Origin of the sequence: Actinoplanes sp. NBC_00393 (assembly GCF_036053395.1) — a bacterium.
Lineage (GTDB): Bacteria > Actinomycetota > Actinomycetes > Mycobacteriales > Micromonosporaceae > Actinoplanes.
In genome coordinates, this window is the sequence record NZ_CP107942.1 from 4,914,797 (window position 1) to 4,939,184 (window position 24,388).

Sequence of the window (24,388 nt, forward strand, 5' to 3'; positions counted from 1 at the left end):
CTCCATACCGGAGCGTCACTGTTGGAAGTGTGCCCGTAACCATCCGGAAAGATTGATATCGCCACACAGCGGGAACACTGCGGCGGCCGATTGATCGTCGACTTGGGGGAACCGCCGATGTGGCACTCGAACACGACCGTCTCGCCGATCGTCGAAGCGTGGACGACATACCGGACAGGGAGCGCCCGGCAGTGGACGCCCGGGCAGCTGCGGGCCGCCAAGGGCGGTGACCGGGTCAGCGTGGTGATCCCGGCCCGCAACGAGGAGGCGACGATCGCCGCGATCGTGTCCACCATCCGCACCGAGCTCGTCGAGCGGGTCGCGCTGGTGGACGAGATCGTGGTGGTGGACTCGCGGTCCACCGATGCGACCGTGGCCGAGGCGGGCCGGGCCGGCGCCCGGGTGGTCAGCCAGGACCGGATCACCCGCGGCCTGCCCCGGATGGAGGGCAAGGGTGACGCGCTCTGGGCCGGGCTCGCGGCCAGCAGTGGTGACGTGGTCGCGTTCGTCGACGGGGACCTGCGTGAGTTCTCCGCCCACTTCGTGACCGGCCTGCTCGGGCCGCTGCTCACCGACTCCAGCGTGGAGTTCGTGAAGGGCTTCTACCACCGGCCGCTGGTAGGCGCCGCCGGCGTCGAGACCGACGGCGGTGGCCGGGTCACCGAGCTGGCCGCCCGGCCGCTGCTCAACCTCTTCTTCCCGGAGCTCGCCGGCTTCGTCCAGCCGCTCGCCGGCGAGTACGCGGGACGGCGCCGCACCCTGGAGCGGATCCCGTTCGTCTCCGGCTACGGCGTCGAGGTCGGCATGATGATCGACCTGCTCGATCTGGTCGGCCTGGACGCGCTCGCCCAGGTGGACCTCGGTGAGCGCAAACACCGTCACCAGGGCACCGAGGCGCTCGGCCGGATGGCCGCGCAGATCATGGTGACCGCCTGGTCGCGGATGTACCGGCGTGGCCTGACCACCGAGGAGAATCCGCCGTCGACGCTGCTCACCCAGTTCCGCCGGGGCGGAGCGGATGCGCTGCCCAACCTGGACCGGCAGATCGCGATCACCGATACCAACGTGACCGAGCGCCCGCCGCTGTGCTCCCTCGAGCTGCCCGCCTTCCACCACGGGGCGGTGGCGGCATGAAGGTCCTGATGAACGCCGGGCCGTGGCTGCCCGTTCCGCCCGGCGGGTACGGCGGCATCGAGAACATCGTCGGCACGCTCGTCCCGGAGCTGCGCCGGCTCGGCGTCGAGGTGGTCCTCGCCAGCGTCGGCGAGAGCACCCTGGAAGCCGACGGGCGGGTGCACGTCTTCGACCGCGGGCAGTTCGCGGCGCTGCAGCGGCCGTACAACCAGGCGGTCGGGGTGGTGCAGGCGCACCAGCACGCGGTGGTCCGGGCGCTGCGCCAGCGCGACGACATCGACCTGATCCACGACCACGTCGAGGCGGCCGGCCTGGTCACCCTCGCCGCGCTCGGCGACGGCGCGCCGCCCGCGCTCCACACCCTGCACTGGGACCTGCACAAGCACCCCGAGCTGTACGGCACGTACGACGGCGGCGACCGGGTCCGGGTGAACGGCGTCTCAGCCTCCCAGCTGGCCCGTGCGCCGCAGGCTCTGCGGGACCACTCGGTCGGGCACGTGCACCTGGCCACCCCGCTCGCCGCCGAGCCGGTGCCGCAGGTGACGAAAGGTTCGTACGCGGTGGTGCTCGGCCGGATCAACCCGGGCAAGGGACAGGACCTGGCCGCCCGGCTGGCCCACACGCACGGGTTCGACCTGGTGCTGGCGGGGCCGGTCGGCCCGTACCGGAACGCTGACGAGCTGGCCGCCGCCGAGGGTGACCCGGGCGCGGCGCTCAACCCGGACGTGCGGTTCTGGCGGGAGAAGGTCGCACCGCACGTGGACGGCGTACGCGTGCGGTGGATCGGAACGGTGACCGGCCGCGACCGTGACCTGATGCTGGCCGGCGCTCGCGCCGCGCTCTTCCCGCTGCGCTGGGAGGAGCCGGGCGGCACCGCGGTGGTCGAGTCGCTCGCCCTGGGCGTGCCGGTGGTCGGCATCGCCCGCGGCTGTCTGCCGGAGCTGATCGAGGACGGATTCAGCGGTCTGCTCACCGCCGACGAGGAGACGCTCGGCGAGCTGGTGCACAAGGCCGGCGCGGTCGATCCGCGCGCCTGCCGGGCCGAGGCGGAGCGGCGTTTCACCCCCGCGGTGATGGCCGAGTCCTACGTCCGGCTCTATGAACGGATCCGGAACCGGAACTGACGTTTGCCGGGCCCGGGCGCCGGGCACCTCTCTCTGCGTCGTACGCACGGAGGGAGGGGCATGCCAAGCCAGCTCGTCTGCCGGCCCAAGCGGGATCTCCCGGTGGCCGTGCTGACGATCAGCGGCACCCTGGACCAGGTCACCGGCGACGCGCTCGGCGCCGCGGTCCGCCGCAGCCTCGCTGTGCAGCCGGTGAAACTGCTGCTCGACGTCACCCGCCTCCGGATCGGCGATCCACGGGCCATCGCATCGCTGGGCTCCGTCGTCTGCCAGACGGCGGAGTTCCCGGCCGTGCCGATCGTGGTCTGCGGCGCCGACACCGCCGTCCGCAAAGCGCTCGCCGCCACCCCGGACTGCGCCGGCCTGGAGGTCGCGCCCGACTGCTCGCGCGCGCTCGCCGAGGCCGACGCCCAGCCCCGTACGCCGGGCGTCCGGGTCCGTCTGCGCCCGGTCCCGGAAGCCTGCCGCCAGGTACGCCACCTCGTCAGCCAGGCCTGCACCGCCTGGCACCGCAACGACATCGCCTCGACCGCCACACTGGTGGCCACCGAGCTGGTGGCGAACGTGGTCCGGCACGCGCACACCACCATGGAGTTCACCCTGCGCCTGCGCAACGGCCGGCTCACCATGGCGGTCCGCGACGGCAGCCGGCTGATGCCCCGGCCGCTCGATCCGGCGGTCACCGACGCCGGTGGGCGTGGGCTGCGCCTGGTGCGTGATCTGACAGATGCCTGGGGGGTGCTCCCCGTGACCGACGGTAAGGTGGTGTGGACCCAGCTCAGTACGGGAGCCGCCGTGTGACCGATCCCCTGCCCACCGAGCATCGCGACGTGGTGGTGGTCGGCGCCTCCGCCGGCGGCGTCGAGGCGCTGCGAGCGCTGGTCGGCGGTCTACCGCCCGGTTATTCCGGCTGTCTGCTGGTCGTACTGCACATCCCGCGGGCCTCGCCGAGCGCGCTTCCCGGCATCCTGTCCCGCAGCGGACCGCTCCCGGCCGCCTACGCCCGCGACGGCGACCCGCTCCTCGGCGGCCGGATCTACATCGCCCCGCCCGATCATCATCTGTTGCTGATCGACGGGCACCTCCGGCTGACCCGGGGCCCGGCGGAGAACGGGCACCGTCCGGCCATCGACCCGCTGTTCCGCTCCGCGGCCCGGGCCGCCGGCCGCCGGGCGATCGGCGTGATCCTCTCCGGCTCTCGCGACGACGGCGCGGCCGGGCTGGCCGCGGTCGCCACCGCCGGGGGCGCCACCATCGTGCAGGATCCCGAGGACGCCATCACGGCCTGGATGCCACGGGCCGCCCTGGATCAGGTGAAACCGGATCACGTCGTGCCGGCCGCCGAGCTCGGCCCGCTGCTCGCCGAGATCACCGCGGCGGACCTGCCCGCCGTGCCCGATCACACCGTCGACCCGCTGCTCGGCGCGGAATTGGCGATCTCCGACCTGATCCCGATCCACACCGACCAGTTCGCCGCGCCGGCCGGCTACGGTTGCCCGGACTGCGGTGGGAGCCTGTTCCTGATGGAGGACAAAGTCATTCCCCGGTTCCGCTGCCGGGTCGGGCACGCCTGGTCGCCGGAGAGCCTCCTCGACGAGCAGACGGCGGCGCTGGAGAGCGCGTTGTGGCTGGCCCTGCGGGCGCTGGAGGAGAAGGCCGCGCTCAGCCGCCGGATGGCGACCGGGCGGGCCGGCGCGGCCACCGGCGCCCAGTTCCACGCCATGGCCGACGACGCCGAATCGGCCGGTGCGGCGATCCGCAGACTGATCGCCCGGCTCGCACCCACGGTGTCACCTGACCCGGCCACCCCTGAGGTGCGGTAGCGTTCCGACCGTGCACGAAGTTGACCCGCATTTCGAAGCGCTGCTGGTGTATCTGAAGGAGTCCCGGGGTTTCGACTTCACCGGATACAAGCGATCCAGCCTGATGCGCCGGGTCAACCGCCGGATGACCCAGGTCAGCGTCACCGACTACCTGGAGTACCTCGACTACCTCCAGGTGCACCCGGACGAGTTCACCGCGCTCTTCAACACCATCCTGATCAACGTGACGGCGTTCTTCCGGGACGCCGACGCCTGGGAGTACCTGCGGGCCGAAGTCCTCGAGCCGATGGTGGCCGCCAAGCCACCGGACTCGCTGATCCGGATCTGGTCGGCCGGCTGCGCCTCCGGCGAGGAGGCGTACACGCTGGCCATGGCGCTGGCCGAGGTGCTCGGCGTGGAGCAGTTCAGGGATCGCGTCAAGATCTACGCCACCGACGTGGACGAGGAGCAGCTCAACGAGGCTCGCCAGGCGACGTACGGTGAGCGGGAGGTGCAGGCACTGCCACCTGAGCTGATCGAGAAATACTTCGAGGCGGCGAACGGGCGCTACACGTTCCGCAAGGACCTGCGCCGGTCCATCATCTTCGGTCGCAACGATCTCGTGCAGGACGCCCCGATCTCCCGCATCGACCTGCTGACCTGCCGCAACACGCTGATGTACTTCAACGCCGAGACCCAGGCGAAGATCCTCGGCCGGTTCCACTTCGCCCTGGCCGACTCCGGTGTGCTCTTTCTCGGCAAGGCCGAGATGCTGCTCAGCCATGGCAGCCTGTTCACCCCGATCGACCTCAAGCGCCGCGTCTTCCGGCGGGTCCCCCGGCTGTACACCCCGCCTGGCGTGGTCTTCGCCGACCCGCCGTCCAACCCGGGCACCCCGGTCACCGGCCTCGACGAGCTGCGCAACGAAGCCTTCGCGGCCAGCCCGCTGGCTCAGCTCGCGCTCACCTCCGACGGTCTGGTCGCCCTCTCCAACCGCCAGCTGGAGAAGCTGTTCGGGGTGACGTCACGCGACATCGGCCGGCCGTTCCGCGATCTGGACGTCTCGTACCGGCCGGTGGAGCTGCGGCGGTTCATCGAACAGGCCCAGCTGGAACGCCGGGGTCTGCGGGTCAGCGACGTCGAGTTCCACCGCGGCACCGAGGTGAACTTCCTCGATGTGCAGATCAGCCCGCTCACCGGCGCCGACGGCAGCCTCCTCGGGGTGAACCTGATCTTCCACGACGTCACCGCGTCGCGCCGCCTGCAGGAGGACCTGGAGCACGCCAACCAGCAGCTCGAGGCGGCGTACGAGGAGCTCCAGTCCACCAACGAGGAATTGGAGACGACCAACGAGGAGCTCCAGTCCACGGTCGAGGAGCTGGAGACCACCAACGAGGAGCTCCAGAGTACGAACGAGGAGCTGGAGACCATGAACGAGGAACTCCAGTCCACCAACGACGAGCTGCAGAGCATCAACGACCAGCTGCGGATCAGCACCGTGCAGCTGGACGAGGCGAAGGTGTTCCTCGAGACGGTGCTGACCAGCCTCCAGGCCGGCGTCGCCGTGGTCGACCCGGACCTGCGGGTGCGGATGTGGAACCGGCACGCCGAGGACCTGTGGGGACTGCGCGCCGGTGAGGTCATCGGACAGCACTTCCTCAACCTCGACATCGGTCTGCCGATCGATCGGATCCGGCCCCTGCTGCGCGGCGCGCTGGGCTCCGACGGGGCGTCCGGGGACATCCGGCTGGACGCGGTGAACCGGCGCGGGCGGGCGGTCACGGTGCGGGTCGCATGTACTCCGTTGCGCGGCCGCGACGGCGTGCCGGTCGGTGGGGACGGAGTCATCGTCGTGATGGAGACCGCATGACGTTTGACAACCGGCTCTCCGGGTAACCGGCGGCTCTCGGAAGGCGGTGGCGATGACAGTCCGGAGTGACGTCCGCGATGACGATGCCGGCCTGGTCGTCACGCTGACCGGCCGGCTCGGCCTCGCCGACATCGTCCAGTTGCGTGACAGGCTGCTCAAATGCCTGGCCGAGCAGCCCGACGCGCTCCTGGTCGACCTCCGCGACCTGCACGTCGACCAGCCGCTGGCCCTCTCGGTCTTCACCGCGGTGCTGCGGCAGGCGGCGCGCTGGCCGGGAACGCCGGTCCTGCTCTGCGGCCCGCCGCCGCAGACCCGCGCGCTTCTGCTCTCCGGCGCCTACCGGCGGCTGCCGCTGTTCGCCGGCCTCGACGCGGCCCGCCACCACCTGGCCGACGAACGCCGCAGCGTGCCGTCGGTCCGCGAGGAACTGCTGCCGGTCAGCGGGTCACCCCGGCACGCGCGGGACGTCGCCACCGACGCCTGCCTGCGGTGGGACCTGCCCGACCTGGTCGCCCCGGCGAGCCTGATCGTCACCGAACTGGTGGCCAACGTGGTCGACCACGCCCACACGATGATGACGCTGCGGCTCTCCCTGCGGACCCGCTATCTCAACATCGCGGTCCGGGACGGCTCGCCGCAGCATCCGCCGGAGCCCCGGCCGGCCGACCCGGAGAACCCGGGCGGACACGGTCTGCTGCTGGTCAGCAGCCTGGCCGACGCCTGGGGATGCCTGCCGTCCGACGACGGCAAGGTGGTCTGGGCGGCGCTGCGGCGCCGCTGAAATTCGCTTTTAACAGCGGCGTAGCACGCCGGCCAGGCCGGAAACTGCCAGGATCCGGGCGACGTACGGCTGAGCGCCGCGCACACAGATCTCCACCTGCGCCGCCTCACCCGCCCGCACCGCGTCCAGCAGCACGCCGACGCCGGCCGCGTCGATCAGCGGCACACCGGTCAGGTCGACGGCCACCGAAGCCGCCCCCTCGGTGTTCACCGCGTGGCGCAGACCGATCCGCAGCCGCTCCGCGGTGTCCCGGTCCACCTCGCCGCGCACCCGAACGATGATCGCCGTACCGTCCCGGTCGACCGCCACGTGCATGCCGGCGTGCGCGCTGCGGGCTTCGCCGCTCTCCCAGGCCGGCGGCGTGTCACTGAGCATCGCCTCACGCAGCCAGCCCAGAGCCCGGCTGAGCAGGCGGGACACGTGCATCTGCGAGATGCCCAGGTCGGCGGCGATCTCCGCCTGGGTGCGGTTGCCGTAGAAGCGCATCGCCAGCATCCGGCGTTCCCGGGCCGGCAGGCGCATCAGCAGATCGGTGACGGTGAGATTGTCGGTCACCGCTTCCAGGGCGCCGTCGACGTCGCCGAGCATGTCGCCGAGCTCCGCCGCGCCGTCCCCGGCCACCGGCGCGTTCAGCGAGGCCGGCGAATACCCGGCGGCCGACTCGACCGCCTCCCGCACGGCGGCTTCACTCACGCCGAGGCGCTCGGCCAGCTCACCGGTCGTCGGGGTACGCGCGAGGACGCTGGTCAGCACCATCGAGGCGTGCCCGACCTCCAGGCTCAGATCCTGCACCCGGCGCGGGACGTGCACGCCCCAGGTGCGGTCCCGGAAGTGCCGCTTCAGCTCGCCGGAGATCGTGATCACCGCGTAGGCCGTGAACGAGCCGCGCTCCGGGTCGTACCGGTCCACCGCCTTCACCAGGCCGAGCCGGGCCACCTGCTCCAGGTCCTCGAGGTACTCGCCGCGGCCGCGGTAACGCCGGGCCAGCCGGCCGGCGAAGGGCAGGCAGTGCCGGACCATGTCGTCGCGCAGGGAGTCCAACTCGTCCGGGGACGCGAGGGAACGGCGTTGCGCGTACGTCAGAGCAGCAGCGTCGAGGTCCTCGAGGGAGTTCTCCGCGGGCTCACCGACCTGGTTCCGTGCGGGCATGGGACCCCTTTCCGGCACCGGATCCGGGGCGCGCACATGGCAGCGGCCCCCACTAGCGGACGTTACTGCCCGGTCTTCCCCCGGCTCAAACATCGTCAACCACCCGAGAACGCACACCTCACCCTTGCTGATTCACCCTCACCGGTCCCGCCGCGGCAGCCCACTCGGCGCCGAGGAGGGGTCGTTCAGCACATCCGGCGCCGCCAGCGCCTCCGGCCGAACCACCGCGGGTCCGCGAGCCGGCAGCCCGGAAGGCGCATCCTCATCCATGAGCGGCCCCTCCCCCGCGGTGCTGCCCTGCGCCCCCTGCGGCCCCCGGCCCTGCCCCATCCCTTGCGGCTCCATGCCCTGCTGCGCCGTTCCCTGCGGACCCGGCTCCGGAGCCGCCGGGCGGACCGGGTTGTGCTGGCCCATGTCCGGAGCCTGCAGCCGCGGCCGGCCGCCGCCTGCGGGCTGAGCCCCCAGGTTGTGCTGCCCCACATCCGGAGCCTGCAGGCGAGGCCGATCCCCGGCCGGCGACTGCCCACCGGCGTCGGCCCCGGCATTCTGGTCGCTGAGCCCGGCGCCTTGGCCGGCACCCCGGCCAACACTCTGACTGGCGCTCTGCTGGCCGAAAGGCTGCCCCGCGCCGCCCTGCGTACCCGGAGCCTGCTGGCCGCCAACGCCTTGCAGACCCGTAGCCTGCCCACCAACGCCCGGCAGGCCTGCCTGCCCACCAGCAGCCGGCTGACCAGCGGGCTGCCCGCCAACGCCCGGCAGAGCCTGCCCACCGGGGTTCAGCTGACCGAGGTCCGGGGCCTGCAGCTTCGGACGATCGCCCACCGGCGGCTGCCCACCAAGGTTCTGCTGTCCGAGATCCGGTCCCGGCAGCGGCGCACGAGGCCCAGCCTCCGCACTCTGACCGAGCACAGCTGCCGACGGCAGGAAGCCGGCGGCTTCCCCCGCCGGAGGCATCGCCATCCCAGCAGGCGGCTGCGGCGGCGTCCCCATGATGATCTCGGTAGCCCGAGTCTGCCCACCATCACCGGCAGGCCGCGCCGACCGGGTGAATCGGGGCGCGTCCAGCGGACTGTTCTGCTGGCTGTAGAGCGGTGGCTGCCGCATCAACGCATCCAGGTCATCGCTCGGCGGCATCCCAGGCCCAGAGGCCACCGCCCCGGAGCCCACCGACCCTGACACCGACCCCATCGAACTCACCGGACCCGAGCCGGCCACCGACCCGTGGCTCCCGCCCGGCGCCCCGATGCCTGCAGCCCCAGACCCAGCCATCCCGGCGGACATAGCCGCCCCGGCGGACATAGCAGCGCCCGGCATGGACCCGACCTGCCCAACACCGGCCGGCACCGACCCGCCCGGCACAGCACCACCCTGTCCAACGCCCACCTGACCAGCACCGATCTGGCCAGCACCGACCTGGCCAGCACCGACCTGGCCAGCACCGAACTGCCCAGAGCCGCCCGACCCGGAACCGGCCCCCGACGGCTCAGCATGTGCAGGCCAGGCCTGCGTAGCACCGGGCTGCCCGGATTCGGCCAGCCCAGAACCGGCACCCGGCCGGCCGACGCCCAGTGAACCGGCTCCCGACAGATCACCCGGCTGACCGACACCCAGCCGGCCGACACCCGGCTGGCCACCGGCATCGGGCTGAGACCACGGCGGCTGGGGTTCGGAGCGCTGGCCTTCGCCCGGCGAGCCGACCGCAGGCGGCGGCACCGCACCGAAAGCGCCCGATCCGGAAGCACCTGATCCGGAAGCACCTGATCCGGAAGCACCTGAGACCGACACACCCGAACCCGACGAAGCCGTACCCGACGCAGCCGTACCCGAAATGCCTGAATCTAGATTGCCTGAGATTGAAACGTTCGAAGCGGAAGCGCCCGATCCGGCCTCGGCCCAGGGCGTCGCGGCACCCGCCGGACCCGGTTGGCGCTCCCCGGCCGGCCCGGCGGGCCATGCTTCGGGCGCCGACGGCCCAGCCTTCCAGGGCGGCGGAGCGACCTCATTCGCAGTGGAAGCCGGCGGCGGCCACAATTGACCGATATCTCCGGCGTTCCTGGCTTCCGCCGTAGGCCATGGGAGGCCCGGCCCAGCAGCAGCCCCACCTGGCGGAGGCGGCCACGCCTCGCCGGACACCGCGGTCCCCGGCATCGGCGGCGACCAAGACTGACCCGTGCCCTCGCCGGGGATCCAACTCTGGCCGGTCGCCCCCGAAGCGACCGACTCCGCCCCGCCCGGAGCCGGCAGCGCAGTTCCGGACGCCGGCGGCGCAGTTCCGGACGCCGGCGGCGCAGTTCCGGACGCCGGCAGCGCAGTTCCGGACGCCGGCAGCGCAGTTCCGGACGCCGGCGGCGCAGTTCCGGACGCCGGCGGCGGCCAGGATTGACCAGGCACGGCCGAGTTCGGCCCGCTCGGAGCCGGCAGGACCGTCCCGGTACCCGGCGGCGGCCAAGCCTCCCCGAAGCCGGCCGCGCCACCCGCCTCGCCCGAAACGCTCCCGGCAGCAGGCCCGATCCCAGCAACGCCCGGCATGCTCGCAGCACCCGATGCCGACCCCCGCCACGGCTCGGCCGGCTCATCCACGCTGCCGCCCGCCCGCGACGCCCGGGACTCCTCGCCCGCAGGTTCGCCCGGCACGATCCAGGGCGGCGTCGAAGCACGGACCGCCGTCGGCTGAAGGCCCTCCGGCAACGGCGGCAGCGGAACAGCCGCGCCCGCCACCGGCGGCGGTGAACCAACCCCGACCGGCGGCAACGGGGGAAGCGGCGAGCCCTCCGCCGAAGGTGGCAACGGCGGAAGATCCGGCAACCCCGACGGCAGCAGCGACCCGACCGCCGACGAAGACGAACCAGGCAACGGCGACCCACTCGCCGACGAAGACGGACCAGGCAACGGCGACCCACTCGCCGACGAAGACGGACCAGGCAGCGACGACCCACTCGCTAACGAAGACGAACCAGGCAGCGAACCGCTAGCCGGCGAAGACGGACCCGGCAGCGGATCAGCCTCCGGCAACTCACCCATCTCCCACGGGGCCCGGCTCCCTGACGGCATCAAGCCCCCACCCTCATCGATCGAGGCGGAAGGCATTGAAGGGAAAAGCGACGAAGCAGAAGGCAACGAAGCGGAAGACGACGACGAGCCCGCATCAGCCGACGGCCCGGCATAAGCAGGCCGAGCCGCCGCGATCAACCCCGACGCCTCAGCCATCCCCGCGGCTTCCAGGACCTCAGCCGCAGACAGCGCCGTACGACAGGGCAGCGCCTCCCCACAGGCCGGGCAGCTGGTCACCCCGTCATCCGGCCCGAGCCCACCCCCGTGCGCGTCGACCATGGCCCGCGCCGTACGCGCCAGCACGCTCTCCGGTTTGACGTACGCCGCCACTGGTCTCCGCCCCCCATCCCCGGGCTGTCCGCATTCCGGACGGCACGGCGGGCCCCGCCGGCTTCACTCGGCCCTGCTCCAGTTGACCTCGCGCGACCTGCCGGGAGGGCGGCTTTCCGCAGATCAGTGAACCTTTTTCAAGGGGGCATCCGGACCGAACCACCACCACCGCCCGCGGCCAGGAGGTATGCAGAGAATCAGGACCAGTATTCACTCACGGTGCCTAACCATGTTCGCTCCGTAGCATCGATAGGACATCCAGGAGGTGACCCCCCATGGACGACACCGAACTGCACCGCGAGCGAATCCTCCGGCATGTCAGTCCGATCATCACCGGCCGGTTCCTCGGCTTCCAGGCCTCGTACACCCGTGAGGTCCGGGTCGGCCGGCCCCTCGCCGTCGCGATCTTCATGCTGGCCGGCGTCGCCCAGCTGATCGCCGCGCTGCTGCGGATGAAACCGGCCCGCCGCACCCTCAAGGAGCTCAAGAAGGGCCCGGAGTTTCTGGTGACCCCGGTCCGGCTGCGCGACGACCTGGGCCAGACCTACGAGGTCGAGATGCACGGGCAGTTGCCGCAGTCCGCTCTGCACCGCGGCGACCTGATCCAGATCCGCACCCAGCCGCAGGCCGACCACACGCTTCCGGTGAAGCTCCTGCAGGTGGTGAATCTGACCACCATGCAGCCGCTCACCCCGCGCATCCCCACGCAGTGGTCACACCTCGGCCCGGCACTGTTGCTGCAGGCCGGGCTGGGCGTCACGATCGCCACCGTGGTGCTGGCCGCCTGGCTGAGGTGAGAAAAAAGCTCCCTGCGGGTAACGGGCGGACCATGTCCGACCTAATCGAGCTCCACGCAACCGGCGGCACCCGGTTGGCCACCTGGCGAGAATGGACGGCCACCGCGATGGGAACCGCTATCGACAACCGTCATCATGAGGCCGGGGGAACGCCTCGCGCGCTCTCCTGGCGTCACTGACGGCTCGAAAGGTGGTGCGCGGTGGGCGAGAAAGTCGACCAGACCGAATTCAGCCGGGAGGACCGGACCCGGTACCGGCAGAAGATCCGGCGCAGCCTGGACGTGTTCGCGACCATGCTGCGGGAGGCCCGCTTCGAGTTCGAACGGCCACTCACCGGCATGGAGATCGAACTCAACCTGATCGACGAGCACGCCGATCCGGCGATGCGCAACGAAGAGGTGCTGAAGTCGATCGCCGACCCGGATTTCCAGACCGAGCTCGGCCAGTTCAACATCGAGATCAACCTGCCGCCGCGGCGTCTCGCCGGTGACGACTTCGCCGAGCTGGAGCGCAGCCTGCGGGCCAGCCTGAACCAGGCCGAGCGGCACGCCCGGGCCGCCGGGACGCACATGGTGACGATCGGCATCCTGCCGACGCTGCGCCGCGAGCACCTCACCGGCGAGTCGCTCACCGTGAACCCCCGCTACCAGCTGCTCAACGAGCAGATCTTCGCGGCCCGCGGTGAGGACCTGGACATCCGGATCGACGGGGTGGACCGGCTGGCGGTCACCACGGACAGCATCGCGCCCGAGGCGGCCTGCACCAGCACCCAGTTCCACCTGCAGGTGAGCCCGGCGCAGTTCGCCGCGTACTGGAACGCCGCCCAGGTGATCGCCGGCGTGCAACTGGCGCTGGGCGCGAACTCACCGCTGCTGCTGGGCCGGGAGCTGTGGCGGGAGACCCGGATCCCGCTCTTCGAGCAGGCGACCGACACAAGATCGGAAGAGATACAGGCCCAGGGTGTACGCCCACGCGTTTGGTTCGGCGAACGGTGGATCACCAGCGTCTTCGACCTGTTCGAGGAGAACGTCCGGTACTTCCCGGCGCTGCTGCCGATCTGCGACGCCGACGACCCGGCGGACATCCTGGAACGCGGCGAGATCCCCGAACTGAGCGAGTTGCGCCTGCACAACGGCACGGTCTACCGCTGGAACCGGCCGATCTACGCGGTCGTCAACGGCCGTCCGCACCTGCGCGTGGAGAACCGGGTGCTGCCGGCCGGCCCGACGGTCGCCGACACGATGGCCAACGCCGCCTTCTACTACGGCCTGGTCCGCGCGCTCGCCGAGGCCGAACGCCCGATCTGGACGCAGATGAGCTTCCGCGCGGCCGAGGAGAACTTCCACAACTGCGCCCGGCACGGCATCGACGCCAGCGTGTTCTGGCCCGGCCACGGCACCGTACCGGTCACCGAACTGGTCCTGCGCCGGCTGCTGCCGCAGGCCGCCGCCGGCCTGGACGAATGGGGCGTCGCCCCGGCCCAGCGCGACCGCCTGCTCGGCATCATCGAGCAACGCTGCCTGCTGCACCGCAACGGCGCCTCCTGGCAGGTGGACACCCTGCACACGCTCGAGTCCCAGGGCCACGACCGGCAGCGCGCGCTGCACGAGATGCTGCGCCGCTACCTCCCGCTCATGCACGACAACATCCCGGTCCATGAATGGCCGATCCAAAAATAAGACCCCCCTTTGGTACGAGAATGCACAGTCCCGCCGAATCGTGACCGTCCCCCGCTACGACGCGACCATCTGCCGGGTCCCGGCCGCCCGGCGACCGCCGGGCTGAAGCAGCTGGTTAACACGGCTGTTCCGAACACCCACGAACAGCCCTGTTAACCAACTGGGCACGATGTGTCACCGGGACGCGGCCACCGCCACCGTGATCCCGTCGCGCACCTGCTTCGGCACCCGCAGACTGCCGCCGGGCCCGGCTGCTACCAGGGCAGCGGCCTCGGCCACGCTCGGCGTGCCGACCGCATCGGCCACCGCGGGGCTCGGCGTCGGCACCTGGTGACCGGCCAGCGCCGCCGCCGGGTAGCCGACCAGCCGCCACCCGGCCCCGGCCGCGACCGCCCGCACGTCGTCCTCGGCGGCCCGCCGGTCCAGAGTCGCCAGGACGGCGACCTCACCAGCCGCGATGCCCGCGTCGCGAAGCACCGACCGCACCGCCGCGGACAGCCGCTCGACCGGCGTCCCGGCCCGAGCGCCGAGCCCGACGACGATCACCCGACTGCGGCGGCCGCCCGGACCAGCCGCTCGGCCAGTCCACGCTGCCCGGCCCAGTGCAGATGCAGGTAGGAAGCGTGCACCGAACCGGACACGAACCCTTCCGGATCGTCGCCGCGCCACGCCCACGCTGCCCCGCCGGCCGGGGATAGCAACAGCCCCGAACGGGGGTGCACCGCGGTCCGGTGGAACTCGTGCCCGGTCACCCTGGTACCGGCCGCCGCGAGAGGGCTGTCGGTGAGCGCGACGGCGTCCCGGTAGCCCAGCGTCAGCGTCGGCGTCATCACCGCCTCGGCGTCGAGCACCCCGCACATCGGGGCGCCGTCCAGCGTCCGGCACAGCCAGAGCAGCCCGGCGCACTCCGCGGTGATCGGCGCCCCGGACGCCGCCAGCGCCGCCACCGACCGGCGCAGTGGCTCGTTCGCGGACAGCTCCGACGCGTACACCTCGGGGAACCCGCCGCCGACGACCAGCGCCCGGGTGCCGGCCGGCAGAGCCTCGTCGTGCAGCGGGTCGACAGCCACCACCGTGGCTCCGGCTCCGGTCAGCAGTTCGGCCGTTTCCGCGTACGCGAAAGAGAAAGCGGGACCACCGGCGAGCGCAACCACCGGACCCTCGGTGACCGGCTGCTCGGCCCGGGGTGTCCAGGGTGCCGCCGTCAGCGGCGGCGCCGAACGGGCGACCGCGGCGACCGCGTCCAGATCGACCGCGCCCGCGATCAGCGTGGCCAGCGCATCCACCGACGCGAGGGCCTCGGCGCGCCGCTCCGCCGCCGGGACCAGCCCGAGATGCCGGCTCGGCGCGGCGACCGCGTCAGCGCGGCGCAACGCGCCCAGCACCGGCGTGCCCACCTCCTCGCAGGCGTCCCGCAGAATCTGCTCGTGCCGCGCCGACCCCACCCGGTTGAGGATCACCCCGGTCAGCCGGACCGTGCCGAAGCTGCGGAAACCGTGCACCAGCGCGGCCACCGACCGGCCCTGCGCGGCCGCGTCCACCACCAGGATCACCGGCGCCTGCAGCAGCTCGGCGACCTGGGCCGTGGACCCGGTCTCGCCGGCGCCGGTACGCCCGTCGTAGAGGCCCATCACGCCCTCGACGATCGCCAGCTCAGCGCCGGCCGACCCGTGCGCGAAGAGCGGCCCGATCTGATCCTCGCCGACCAGCACCGGGTCCAGGTTGCGTCCCGGCCGCCCGGCGGCGAGCGCGTGATAGCCCGGGTCGATGTAGTCCGGGCCCACCTTGAACGGCGCCACCGGCACCCCGCGCCGGGCGAACGCCGCCAGCAGCCCGGTGGCCACGGTCGTCTTCCCGTGCCCGCTGGCCGGCGCCGCGATGACCACGCGATTCACCATTCGATGCCCTGCTGCCCCTTGCGCCCCGCGTCCATCGGATGCTTGATTTTCGTCATCTCAGTGACCAGGTCGGCCGCCGCCATCAGATCCGAGTGCGCGTCACGCCCGGTGATCACCACATGCTGCGTCCCCGGCCGGTCCGCCAGCGTCGCGATCACGTCGGCGACGTCCACCCAGCCCCACTTCATCGGGTAGGTGAACTCGTCCAGCACGTAGAACTTGTAGGTCTCCGCCGCCAGGTCCCGCTTGATCTGCGCCCAGCCCTCAGCAGCCTCGGCCGCGTGGTCCCGCTCGCTGCCCGCCCGCTGGATCCAGGACCAGCCCTCACCCATCTTGTGCCAGGTGACCGGCGTCTTGTCCAGCCCGCCGAGAGCCTTCAGCGCGGCTTCCTCGCCGACCTTCCACTTCTCCGACTTGACGAACTGAAACACCCCGATCGGCCATCCGGCGCTCCACGCCCGCAACGCCATCCCGAACGCCGCCGTCGATTTCCCCTTACCCGGCCCGGTGTGCACCGCCAGCACCGCCTGCCGCCGCCGCTGCCGCGTGGTCAGCCCATCATCCGGCACGCTGGTCACTTTGCCTTGCGGCACCGTTCACCCTCCCTCACACCCACACTGCTCACCACACCACCAACACCTGGGCCGTCCGCCTCCAAGGCCCCTCTTCCGCGCATTCCTCCGCGCCCGGCCTCATTCCACGGCCGCTTCCAGCGTCCCAACCGCACGCTTACTTCCCGCGCCCCGGCTTCACTTCCGGCGCCCGGCTCCGAGGCCACGCCCCACTCCGCTCCTGCGCCGCCGCTCCTGCGCCGCCGCTCCTACGCCGCCGCTCCTACGCCGCCGCTCCTACGCCGCCGCTCCTGCGCTGCCGCTCCCGGTGCCGTGCTGTCGTGCCTGTTTCCCACGCCGTGCTGCCGCGTCCCACTCACCGCGCCGTGCTTCCTCCCCGCCTCGCGCCCTCTCACCCCGTCGGCGATCTTGGGCGTTTTGTCACCCCATGGTGTGGTCGGAAGCCCAAGATCTGCGAGTCACCTCGCGACCGTCCGCGATCTTGGGTGTTCGACCACATCATCGTGTGGCAAAACGCCCAAGATCGGTCACGCTGCGCTTCGGTAGGCACGTTCGCCCGCGGCAGGCCGGGCAGCAGGAGGCTGGGCGGCGGACCCTGCGGCGGCAGGCCGGGCGCCGGCAGGCCGGGCGGCGGGGGGCTGGGCGGCGGACCCTGCGGCGGCAGGCTGGGCGGCGGGAGGCTGGGCGGCGGGAGGCTGGGCGGCGGACCGTGTGGCGTGCGTAGAGGTCACCGCCTGGAGGTGGTCGAGGGGCATGACCTCGGCTTTCAGGGCGGCGGCCAGTTTGCGGGCGAGGCCGAGGCGGATCGGGCCGGATTCGCAGTCGACGACCACGGTGGCCACTCCGGCCAGCAGCGGTGCGAGCCGCAGTGGGTCCGGTCCGCTGGTGGCCCGGCCGTCGGTGACCAGCACCAACAGCGGTCGGCGGCGCGGGTCGCGGCGCCGTTCGGTGGCGATGGTCGCAGCCGCGGTGCGCAGCCCGGCTGCGAGCGGGGTCCGCCCACCGGTGCGCAGGGCGGCCAGCCGCTGTACACCCACTTCGTGGCTGGAGGTGGGCGGCAGCACGGACTCGGCCTCACTACCCCGGAACGTGATCATCCCGATCCGGTCGCGCCGCTGATAGGCGTCCCGCAGCAGGGACAACACCGCCGTCTTGACCAGCGTCATCCGCTTGCGCGCCGCCATCGACCCGGAGGCGTCCACGACGAACAACACCAGGTTCGCCTCGCGCCCCACATGCACCGACTCCCGCAGATCCCGCGGCTCCACCCGCACTCGGTCAAGGCCGGCGCGGTCAAGGGCGGTGCCGGTGAGGGCGGCGCGGCCAAGGCCGGCGCGGTTAAGGCCGGCGCGGCCAAGGCCGGCGCGGTCGAGGCCGGCGCGGTCAAGGCCGGCGCGGTCAAGGCCGGCGCGGTCAAGACCAGCGCGGTCAAGACCAGCGCGGTCAAGACCAGCGCGGTCAAGACCAGCGCGGTCAAGACCAGCGCGGTCAAGACCAGCGCGGTCAAGACCAGCGCGGTCAAGACCAGCGCGGTCAAGGCCGGCGCGGGTGAGGGCGGTGCGGGTGAGGGCGGCTCGCAGGGTGGCTGGTAGGTGGGGGGCGCCGGAGAGTTTGCCGTGGGGGGTGCGGCTGCCTACTACGCGGCCTCGGCGGGCGAAGGCGGGTGAGCGGCGGCCGGTGTGGCCGCCTTCGCCGCGGGCTGTGATGCGTAGCGTGCGGGTTCGGTAGGCGGTGCCGGCTGTGGCGGTTGCGCCGGCCTTCTCCGGCTGTCCGGTGCCCGAGTCGGAGTCGGTGGGCGAGGCGCTGCTGTAGTCCGTACCGTCGCGGTGGTTGCTGGAGCCCTGGGGCCCGCCGCCGTCGCGTGGGCCTTGCGGCCCGCCTCCCCCGCCGCCCGATGGCCCGTCGCCGTCCGGGTCCGGATCGTCCTCGTCGTCCGGCGCCGGATCGGAGTTCGGCCGCGGCTGGCCGGCCTCGCCCTGGTCCTGGTCGATCTCGCCCTGGTCGGGCTGGTTCTGGTCGGCCGGGTCCCGCAGATCGCGCTCTTGTGCGGCCCGGTCCTGGGCGGCCTGGCGTTCGGCCTCGGCGAGGGCCTCCTCGAGCTTCTCCTCGTCGGTGCCGGGCGGGTCGAGCGGATCGGTGCGGCGCCGGTGCGGCAGGGCGAGCCGGGCCGCGCCGGCGACGTCGTCGGCGGTCACCGCGGTGCGGCCGTGCCAGGCGGCGAGGGCCACCGCGCACCGCGCCACCACGATGTCGGCGCGCATCCCGTCGACGCCGTAGGCGAGGCAGACCCGGGCGATCCGGTCGAGTTCAGCGTCCGGCAGGGCGACCGACGGCAGCTGGGTGCGGGCGGCGGCGATGCGGGACGCGTACTCCTGCTCGGCCGCCGTGAAACGGGCGGCGAAGGCCGTCGGGTCGGCCTCGTACGCCAGCCGGCGCCGCACCACCTCGGCCCGCTGGACCGCGTCGCGGGGTGCGGCCACGTTCACCACCAGGCCGAAGCGGTCGACCAGCTGGGGCCGCGGTTCGCCCTCCTCCGGATTCATGGTGCCGACCAGCAGGAACCGGGCGGCGTGCTTGACCGAGACGCCGTCGCGCTCGACGTGTGCCCGGCCCATCGCGGCCGCGTCGAGCAGCAGGTCGACCAGGTGGTCCGGGAGCAGGTTGACCTCGTCGACGTAGAGGACGCCGCGGTGGGCGGCGGCGAGCAGCCCGGGCTCGTACGCCTTCACCCCGTCACTGAGCGCACGCTGCAGATCGAGCGTGCCCACCACGCGGTCCTCGGTCGCGCCGACCGGCAGTTCGACCAGCGCGGCCGGCCGGTCCGTGGCCGGGCCGGCGGCCGGGTGCGGACCGTCGGGGCAGTCCGGGTCGGGGGCGGCCGGGTCGCAGGCGAAGCGGCACCCGCGCACCACGGCGACCGACGGCAGCAGACCGGCCAGCGCACGCACCACAGTGCTCTTGGCCGTGCCCTTCTCGCCGCGGACCAGCACCCCGCCGATCGCCGGTGAGACGGAGGTGAGCAGCAGCGCCAGGCGCAGGTCGTCGAGGCCGACCACGGCGGAGAACGGGTACGGAGTCACGGGGATCCCTTCCGGCGGGTGTCCACGCCCGCTCGTCGGTTGACACGAGCGGCCGGAGTCTCCTGACTCCCGGATCGACGTTCCCCGCCGGCCTTCCGGCCCCGAAGGGTCGTGGCGTGCTGGTATGGCGGGTCGCTCCCCGGTCACAGTGGCGGGACCGTCCCGGATTCGCACCGGGGTTCCTCCGCTACCGCTCGGCGATCACTCTTTCCTACCGCCGGGCTGCGCGTCAACGCGGGGTGCTGTGACGGCCTTCTCGGTTCCGGGCAGCGGCTCGGGCGCGATCTTGTCGAGTTCGGCGACCACGTCGAGCACGGCCAGCGCCGAGCGTTCCACCAGGGGACGCAGTTTGCGGTAGAGCGCGGCGGCCTCCGGGTCGGGCCGGGTGTGCCGGCCGGTCGGGACGAGGGCGGCCGCAGTGTCCAGGTCGGGCAGTTCGCCGAGGGCGTGCCGGGCCAGCAGGCAGGCGCCGAGCGCGGTGCCCTCCGGGGTGTCGGCGACCGAGACCGGCAGGTCCAGCGCGCCGGCCAGCACGGACACCCAGAGTTGGGAGGCGACCGCGCCGCCGGTGGCCCGGATCTCGGTGGGCGGGCAGCCTTCCGCGTCGAACGAGTCGCGGACCAGGGCCAGCTGCTGGCAGACGCCCTCGACGGCGGCGCGGACCAGGTGCGGCCGGCCGTGCTCGCGGCGCAACCCGAGGTACGCCCCCCGCATCCCCGGCCGCCACCAGGGCGCCCGCTCACCCAGCAGGTACGGCAGGCAGAGCAGCCCGTCACTGCCGACCACCACCCCGGCGGCCTCCTCGAGCAGGGCGGCGTCGCGCTCGTCGGCGTCCTCCCCCTCCGCGCCGGGCCGTTCGAACCCGGAGGCGAAGCTCTGCCCGGCCCAGCGGACCACTGAACCGGCGTTGTTCACCGCGCCACCGATCACCCAGCGGTCCTCGGTGAGCGCGTAGCAGAACAGCCGTCCGGCGGCGTCGGTGGTGGGCCGGTCGACGACCGTACGCAACGCCCCGCTCGTGCCCAGCGAGACCGCCGCGACCCCGGCCGGGGTGGCGCCGACGCCGAGGTTGGCCAGCGGACCGTCGGCCGCCCCGATGATCAGCGGCACGTCCCGGGACAGCCCGGCGGCGGAGGCCACGTCGGCACGCAGACGGAGCCGGTGGGTGGTGGGCACGACCTCGGCGAGCTGCTCCGCGCGTACCCCCGCGATCTCGAGGGCCTCGTCGTCCCAGCGCCGCTCGTGGATGTCGTAGAGGCCGGTGCCCGAGGCGATCGACAGATCGACGAGGAAGGGCGCCTCGGCCAGCGCCGCGACCACCAGCTCCTTCACCCCACCCCAGCGGGGCGTCTCACGCAGCGTGCCCGGATCGGTCTCGCCCCACCAGGCCAGCTTGGTCAGCGGGGACATCGGGTGCACCGGCGTCCCGGTGCGCGCCTGCAGTTTCTTGTTCCGCCCGGACGCCACGATCCGCTCGCACTGCTCGGCGGACCGGGCGTCCGCCCAGGTCACCACCGGCCCGAGCGGCTGACCGCCGGGATCCATCGGGACGAGCGCGTGCAGGAAGGAGCTGAGACCGATCGCGATCACCCGGTCGCCCTGCCGTGCGCACTCGGCCGCCACGTCGGTGAGCGCCTTGACCGCTGCGGCGGTGAGCTCGGCGGGATCGAGCTCGGCCCGTCCCGGACCGGGCACCGACAGCTGGTAGTGCACGCTGGTCAGGGCTCGCAGCTCGCCGCCCGGCCCGGCGGCGATCCCCTTGGTCGCGGTGGTCCCGGTGTCGATCCCGATCACGACGTCCATGCGTGGCCCTCCCTTGTCACCGGCGGTCGCGTTGTTCCTACCCCGCGAACATCTTCGCGTACCGGTCCCGCAGGTCCTCCCAGCCGTGTTCCTTCGCCTCTTCGCCACGCACGGCCCGGACGTCCTCGCCGTCCAGCAGGCGCTCCATCACGTCGAGGCAGAGATGCCAGCCGGACGCGACCATCGGCCCGAGACCGTCCTCGCCGGGAAGGGTGTGCCGCAGGGTCAGGAGGGTGCCCGCACCGGACGGCTCCAACTCCCAGCGCAGCAGGTCGTCACCCCAGGTGTACTCCAGCAGGTGCGGCGGCTCCGCTCGGCGGACGGTCGCGGGCAACGGGGTGGACTCGTCGCCGTCGATCATCGTCAGGGTGGTGTCGCCGGTCGTGCCGAGATCACGTTCGGCGGTGAACGGGGCCCACCGCTCGAGCCGGCCAGGGTCGGTCAGGGCGCCCCACACCTCCTCCGGCGGCTTCCGCAGCTCCCGGATGAAGACGAGAGTCCAGCGTTCGCCGGTCGGCTCGAGGCGCGCATTCAGTTCGGCGGTCATGATTCCTCCAGGTGGCGTTCCAGTGCGTCGAGATGGTGGTCCCAAAGCCTGCGGTAGGGCGCCAGCCAGGCGTCCAGCTCCCGGAACGGCCCCGCTTCCAGGCGATAGATCCGCTGCTGGGCCCGGACCCGGGCGGTCACCACGCCGGCCTCACGCAGCACCCGCAGGTGCTTGGAGACGGCGGGCTGGCTCATCCCGAGCGCACTGACCAGGTCACCGACGCTCGCCTCGCCGAGACGCAGCACGTCGGCGATCCGGCGGCGGGCCGGTTCGGCGAGAACCTCCAGGACGTCCATGAACGCCACGTTATATGCTCGGCAAGGCATATAGCAAGCCCGGAAAAGCCCCGCCGGCGCCGGCGGGGCTTTTCGAAGAGACTCAGCGCTGGTCGAGCGGCACGAAGTCGCGCACCGGCGAGCCGGTGTAGATCTGCCGCGGGCGGCCGATCTTGTTGGCCGGGTCGGTCATCATCTCGCGGTACTGCGCGATCCAGCCGGGGAGCCGGCCGATCGCGAAGAGAACGGTGAACATCTTGGTCGGGAAACCCATGGCCTTGTAGATCAGGCCGGTGTAGAAGTCCACGTTCGGGTACAGCTTGCGGGAGACGAAGTAGTCGTCGTTGAGCGCGATCTCCTCGAGCTGGAAGGCGATCTCCAGCAGCGGGTCCGGCGTGTCCAGGGTGGAGAGCATCTCCTGGGCGGCCTTCTTCACGATGGCGGCACGCGGGTCGTAGTTCTTGTAGACCCGGTGGCCGAAGCCCATGAGCTTGACGCCCTTTTCCTTGTTCTTCACCCGGGTGACGAACGAGTTGACGTCTCCGCCGTCCTTGCGGATCTGCTCGAGCATCTCGAGCACCGCCGCGTTGGCGCCACCGTGCAGCGGGCCGGAGAGCGCACCGATGCCGGCCGAGATCGAGGCGAACAGGTTGGCCTGCGACGAGCCGACCAAACGCACGGACGACGTGGAGCAGTTCTGCTCGTGGTCGGCGTGCAGGATGAAGAGCATGTCCAGGATCTTCGCGACCTTGGGGTCGACGTTGTACTGAACGGTCGGCAGGCCGAACGTCAACCGCAGGAAGTTCTCGACATAATCCAGCGAGTTGTCCGGGTACGGCAGCGGGTGGCCGATCGACTTCTTGTAGGCGTACGCCGCAATCGTCGGAAGTTTCGCCATCAGGCGGATTGCGGAGATATCAACCTGCTCCTCGTCGAGCGGGTCGAGCGCGTCCTGATAGAAGGTGGAAAGCGCGGTCACCGCCGAAGAGAGCACCGCCATCGGGTGCGCATCACGCGGGAAGCCGGAGAAGAACGTGCGCATCTCCTCCTGCAGGAGCGTGTGCACGCGAATCTTGTCGGCGAAGTCGCGCAACTGGGCGGCGGTCGGCAGTTCGCCGTTCATCAACAGGTACGAGACCTCGAGGAACGTCGACTTCTCGGCCAGCTGCTCGATCGGGTATCCCCGGTACCGGAGGATGCCCTGGTCACCATCGATGTAGGTGATCGCGGACGTGGTCGACGCCGTGTTCACGAACCCCTGGTCCAGGGTGACGAAGCCGGTCTCCTTGAGCAGAGCACTGACGTCGATGCCGCCCGGACCGTCGACGGCCTTGCGTACCCCCATCGACAATTGGCCACCAGGGTGGTCCAGCTTGACATCCGTCATGTATTTCCCTCACTTCACCGGCAGATGTCCCAAAGATTTTGCCGTTCACCGTAAACCCTCAACCTGAATGGGTCATCAGGTGGCCACCTGTTGAGGCATTGGTCACCAGTACGTATGGACCGTTGCGCCATAGACAATGGTCGGTATATTGCGACACGGTTACGGGAGCGGAGGTCGAACCGATGCAGATCCCGACTCAGGGACCCGTCGTGGTGGGCGTGGACGGGTCCGCACCGAGCCTCGCCGCCGTACGGCTGGCCGCGCGGGAGGCTCTCTCCCGCGGGCGCTCGTTGCACGTTGTTCACGCTTTCACCTGGCCCGATCCGCGGCCGGGAGCCGGCGGCGCCGACTACGCCCCGGCGCGCCGGGCCGCCTCGCGCATCGTCGGTGAGGCGGTCGCCATCGCCCAGCGTTCCACACCGGGCGTCGATGCGCGCGGTCAACTCGTGGATGGACCCGCTGGGCGCGTGTTGTTGCAGCTGAGTCGCAGTGCCGTCCTGCTCGTCATGGGCGGTGACGCGCTGGCCGCGACCGGTCGGCTGCCGCCCGGCTCGCCACTGCCCGAAGTGGTCTCGCAGGCGTGGTGCCCGGTCGCGGTGGCCCGTGGGCCCCGGCCGCCGGCGGGTCCGGTGCTGGCCGCCCTCGACGGTTCGGCGTATTCGGTGCTGGCGCTGCGGTTCGCGGCCGAGGAGGCGAGCCGGCTGGGCCGCCCGGTGCAGGTGGTGCACGTGATACGGGAGAACGGTGTGGACGCCGAGGCCCGGGCCGGCCGGCTGATCGACGAGGCGCTCGCCGCGGTTCCGGACCTGTCGGGCGTACGCCGCAGGGTTTTGATCGGTGGCCCGGCGGAGACACTGGTCCGCGCGTCGCGCCGGGCCGGGCTGATCGTGCTCGGGCCGCGTGGCGCGCGCAGCGGCGGCCACCTGGGCGCCGTCGCCGACGAGGTGCTGCGCCGGGGCAGCGTCCCGGCCGTTTTCGTGCACGGCGGCCGCATCCCGTCGCGCCGCGTGCCACCTCCACCGGGACGTGCCACGAGGGCCCTGCGGGGCTGATCAGTTCCGGCAAAGCTCACCTGTACGAGGTGCCCGGATTGCTACCGTTGGTCCCGA

The 24,388-nt window shown here is 72.0% G+C and carries 20 protein-coding genes, 1 pseudogene and 1 riboswitch; of the genes and pseudogenes, 11 read left to right on the forward strand and 10 right to left on the reverse strand.

Annotated features, from left to right (window positions below; genetic code table 11):
* Positions 1-117: 117 nt before the first annotated feature.
* Genes OHA21_RS23140 through OHA21_RS23165 form a run of 6 tightly spaced genes read left to right on the forward strand, consistent with a single transcriptional unit; the run spans position 118 to position 6,711 of the window.
* Positions 118-1,134 carry a glucosyl-3-phosphoglycerate synthase gene (locus tag OHA21_RS23140; protein WP_328476902.1) on the forward strand — a complete coding sequence of 339 codons (1,017 nt, stop codon included), beginning with the start codon at positions 118-120 and terminating at the stop codon, positions 1,132-1,134.
* The gene (locus OHA21_RS23145) at positions 1,131-2,258 is read left to right on the forward strand and encodes a glycosyltransferase (RefSeq protein ID WP_328476904.1); all 1,128 of its coding nucleotides are present in this window, start codon (positions 1,131-1,133) and stop codon (positions 2,256-2,258) included. The genes OHA21_RS23140 and OHA21_RS23145 overlap by 4 nt, the downstream gene beginning before the upstream one ends.
* A 60-nt stretch (positions 2,259-2,318) precedes the next feature.
* Positions 2,319-3,059 carry an ATP-binding protein gene (locus tag OHA21_RS23150; protein WP_328476906.1) on the forward strand — a complete coding sequence of 247 codons (741 nt, stop codon included), beginning with the start codon at positions 2,319-2,321 and terminating at the stop codon, positions 3,057-3,059.
* A complete protein-coding gene (locus OHA21_RS23155) occupies positions 3,056-4,081 on the forward strand; it encodes a chemotaxis protein CheB (protein WP_328476908.1) in 1,026 nt (341 codons plus the stop codon). The genes OHA21_RS23150 and OHA21_RS23155 overlap by 4 nt, the downstream gene beginning before the upstream one ends.
* Positions 4,082-4,091: 10 nt before the next feature.
* Positions 4,092-5,930, forward strand: coding sequence for a CheR family methyltransferase (locus OHA21_RS23160; RefSeq protein WP_328476910.1), 1,839 nt, complete (start codon positions 4,092-4,094; stop codon positions 5,928-5,930).
* A 52-nt stretch (positions 5,931-5,982) separates the two neighbouring features.
* Positions 5,983-6,711: an ATP-binding protein gene (locus OHA21_RS23165; protein ID WP_328476912.1), complete on the forward strand. Its 729-nt coding sequence runs from the start codon at positions 5,983-5,985 to the stop codon at positions 6,709-6,711.
* A 9-nt stretch (positions 6,712-6,720) separates the two neighbouring features.
* On the opposite strand, the gene OHA21_RS23170 is transcribed toward OHA21_RS23165, so the two are convergent.
* Together OHA21_RS23170 and OHA21_RS23175 are read right to left on the reverse strand one after the other, a co-directional pair.
* The gene (locus OHA21_RS23170; protein WP_328476914.1) at positions 6,721-7,860 is read right to left on the reverse strand and encodes a SigB/SigF/SigG family RNA polymerase sigma factor; all 1,140 of its coding nucleotides are present in this window, start codon (positions 7,858-7,860) and stop codon (positions 6,721-6,723) included.
* Positions 7,861-7,998: 138 nt separating this feature from the next.
* Complete coding sequence (locus tag OHA21_RS23175) at positions 7,999-8,274, reverse strand: hypothetical protein (RefSeq protein ID WP_328476916.1); 276 nt, start codon at positions 8,272-8,274, stop codon at positions 7,999-8,001.
* A 54-nt stretch (positions 8,275-8,328) separates the two neighbouring features.
* On the opposite strand from OHA21_RS23175, the gene OHA21_RS23180 reads away from it, so the two are divergent.
* The 4 genes from OHA21_RS23180 to OHA21_RS23195 all read left to right on the forward strand — a co-directional run bounded on the left by OHA21_RS23180 (position 8,329) and on the right by OHA21_RS23195 (position 13,717).
* Positions 8,329-9,036, forward strand: coding sequence for a hypothetical protein (locus OHA21_RS23180; protein ID WP_328476917.1), 708 nt, complete (start codon positions 8,329-8,331; stop codon positions 9,034-9,036).
* A 1,351-nt stretch (positions 9,037-10,387) separates the two neighbouring features.
* Positions 10,388-10,534 (forward strand): hypothetical protein, encoded by a 147-nt coding sequence (locus tag OHA21_RS23185; protein WP_328476919.1) that lies wholly within the window; start codon positions 10,388-10,390, stop codon positions 10,532-10,534.
* Between the two features lie 982 nt (positions 10,535-11,516).
* On the forward strand, positions 11,517-12,038 hold the full coding sequence (locus OHA21_RS23190) for a hypothetical protein (RefSeq protein WP_328476921.1): 522 nt from the start codon (positions 11,517-11,519) through the stop codon (positions 12,036-12,038).
* Between the two features lie 200 nt (positions 12,039-12,238).
* Positions 12,239-13,717, forward strand: coding sequence for a glutamate--cysteine ligase (locus tag OHA21_RS23195; RefSeq protein ID WP_328476923.1), 1,479 nt, complete (start codon positions 12,239-12,241; stop codon positions 13,715-13,717).
* Positions 13,718-13,891: 174 nt separating this feature from the next.
* On the opposite strand, the gene OHA21_RS23200 is transcribed toward OHA21_RS23195, so the two are convergent.
* The 8 genes and pseudogenes from OHA21_RS23200 to OHA21_RS23235 all read right to left on the reverse strand — a co-directional run bounded on the left by OHA21_RS23200 (position 13,892) and on the right by OHA21_RS23235 (position 23,279).
* Positions 13,892-14,263 (reverse strand): cobalamin biosynthesis protein, encoded by a 372-nt coding sequence (locus OHA21_RS23200; RefSeq protein WP_328476925.1) that lies wholly within the window; start codon positions 14,261-14,263, stop codon positions 13,892-13,894.
* Complete coding sequence (locus OHA21_RS23205; RefSeq protein WP_328476927.1) at positions 14,260-15,615, reverse strand: cobyrinate a,c-diamide synthase; 1,356 nt, start codon at positions 15,613-15,615, stop codon at positions 14,260-14,262. The genes OHA21_RS23200 and OHA21_RS23205 overlap by 4 nt, the downstream gene beginning before the upstream one ends.
* Positions 15,609-16,208 (reverse strand): cob(I)yrinic acid a,c-diamide adenosyltransferase, encoded by a 600-nt coding sequence (gene cobO / locus OHA21_RS23210; protein WP_328476929.1) that lies wholly within the window; start codon positions 16,206-16,208, stop codon positions 15,609-15,611. Before cobO ends, OHA21_RS23205 begins: the two co-directional genes overlap by 7 nt.
* A gap of 686 nt (positions 16,209-16,894) precedes the next feature.
* A pseudogene (locus tag OHA21_RS23215) lies at positions 16,895-19,267 on the reverse strand (VWA domain-containing protein); the annotation flags it as partial.
* A gap of 55 nt (positions 19,268-19,322) precedes the next feature.
* Positions 19,323-19,452: riboswitch (cobalamin riboswitch) on the reverse strand.
* Between the two features lie 16 nt (positions 19,453-19,468).
* Entirely contained in the window at positions 19,469-21,070 is a 1,602-nt protein-coding gene (locus OHA21_RS23220) for a gluconokinase (protein WP_328476931.1), read from the reverse strand.
* A gap of 37 nt (positions 21,071-21,107) precedes the next feature.
* Positions 21,108-21,617, reverse strand: coding sequence for an SRPBCC family protein (locus tag OHA21_RS23225; RefSeq protein WP_328476933.1), 510 nt, complete (start codon positions 21,615-21,617; stop codon positions 21,108-21,110).
* Entirely contained in the window at positions 21,614-21,913 is a 300-nt protein-coding gene (locus OHA21_RS23230) for an ArsR/SmtB family transcription factor (protein ID WP_328476935.1), read from the reverse strand. Before OHA21_RS23230 ends, OHA21_RS23225 begins: the two co-directional genes overlap by 4 nt.
* A gap of 82 nt (positions 21,914-21,995) precedes the next feature.
* Complete coding sequence (locus OHA21_RS23235) at positions 21,996-23,279, reverse strand: citrate synthase (protein ID WP_328476937.1); 1,284 nt, start codon at positions 23,277-23,279, stop codon at positions 21,996-21,998.
* Positions 23,280-23,461: 182 nt separating this feature from the next.
* Between OHA21_RS23235 and OHA21_RS23240 the strand changes: the two genes are divergently transcribed.
* A complete protein-coding gene (locus tag OHA21_RS23240; RefSeq protein WP_328476939.1) occupies positions 23,462-24,331 on the forward strand; it encodes a universal stress protein in 870 nt (289 codons plus the stop codon).
* Positions 24,332-24,388: the final 57 nt, after the last annotated feature.

Bases quoted from the DNA above. Each gene is read 5' to 3' on its own strand.
- OHA21_RS23230 (WP_328476935.1), bottom strand. From the start codon at position 21,913: ATGGACGTCCTGGAGGTTCTCGCCGAACCGGCCCGCCGCCGGATCGCC.
- OHA21_RS23185 (WP_328476919.1), top strand. From the start codon at position 10,388: ATGCTCGCAGCACCCGATGCCGACCCCCGCCACGGCTCGGCCGGCTCA.
- OHA21_RS23140 (WP_328476902.1), top strand. From the start codon at position 118: ATGTGGCACTCGAACACGACCGTCTCGCCGATCGTCGAAGCGTGGACG.
- OHA21_RS23225 (WP_328476933.1), bottom strand. From the start codon at position 21,617: ATGACCGCCGAACTGAATGCGCGCCTCGAGCCGACCGGCGAACGCTGG.
- OHA21_RS23205 (WP_328476927.1), bottom strand. From the start codon at position 15,615: ATGGTGAATCGCGTGGTCATCGCGGCGCCGGCCAGCGGGCACGGGAAG.
- OHA21_RS23170 (WP_328476914.1), bottom strand. From the start codon at position 7,860: ATGCCCGCACGGAACCAGGTCGGTGAGCCCGCGGAGAACTCCCTCGAG.
- OHA21_RS23150 (WP_328476906.1), top strand. From the start codon at position 2,319: ATGCCAAGCCAGCTCGTCTGCCGGCCCAAGCGGGATCTCCCGGTGGCC.
- OHA21_RS23220 (WP_328476931.1), bottom strand. From the start codon at position 21,070: ATGGACGTCGTGATCGGGATCGACACCGGGACCACCGCGACCAAGGGG.
- OHA21_RS23240 (WP_328476939.1), top strand. From the start codon at position 23,462: ATGCAGATCCCGACTCAGGGACCCGTCGTGGTGGGCGTGGACGGGTCC.
- OHA21_RS23175 (WP_328476916.1), bottom strand. From the start codon at position 8,274: ATGGGCCAGCACAACCCGGTCCGCCCGGCGGCTCCGGAGCCGGGTCCG.
- OHA21_RS23165 (WP_328476912.1), top strand. From the start codon at position 5,983: ATGACAGTCCGGAGTGACGTCCGCGATGACGATGCCGGCCTGGTCGTC.
- OHA21_RS23190 (WP_328476921.1), top strand. From the start codon at position 11,517: ATGGACGACACCGAACTGCACCGCGAGCGAATCCTCCGGCATGTCAGT.
- OHA21_RS23235 (WP_328476937.1), bottom strand. From the start codon at position 23,279: ATGACGGATGTCAAGCTGGACCACCCTGGTGGCCAATTGTCGATGGGG.
- OHA21_RS23145 (WP_328476904.1), top strand. From the start codon at position 1,131: ATGAAGGTCCTGATGAACGCCGGGCCGTGGCTGCCCGTTCCGCCCGGC.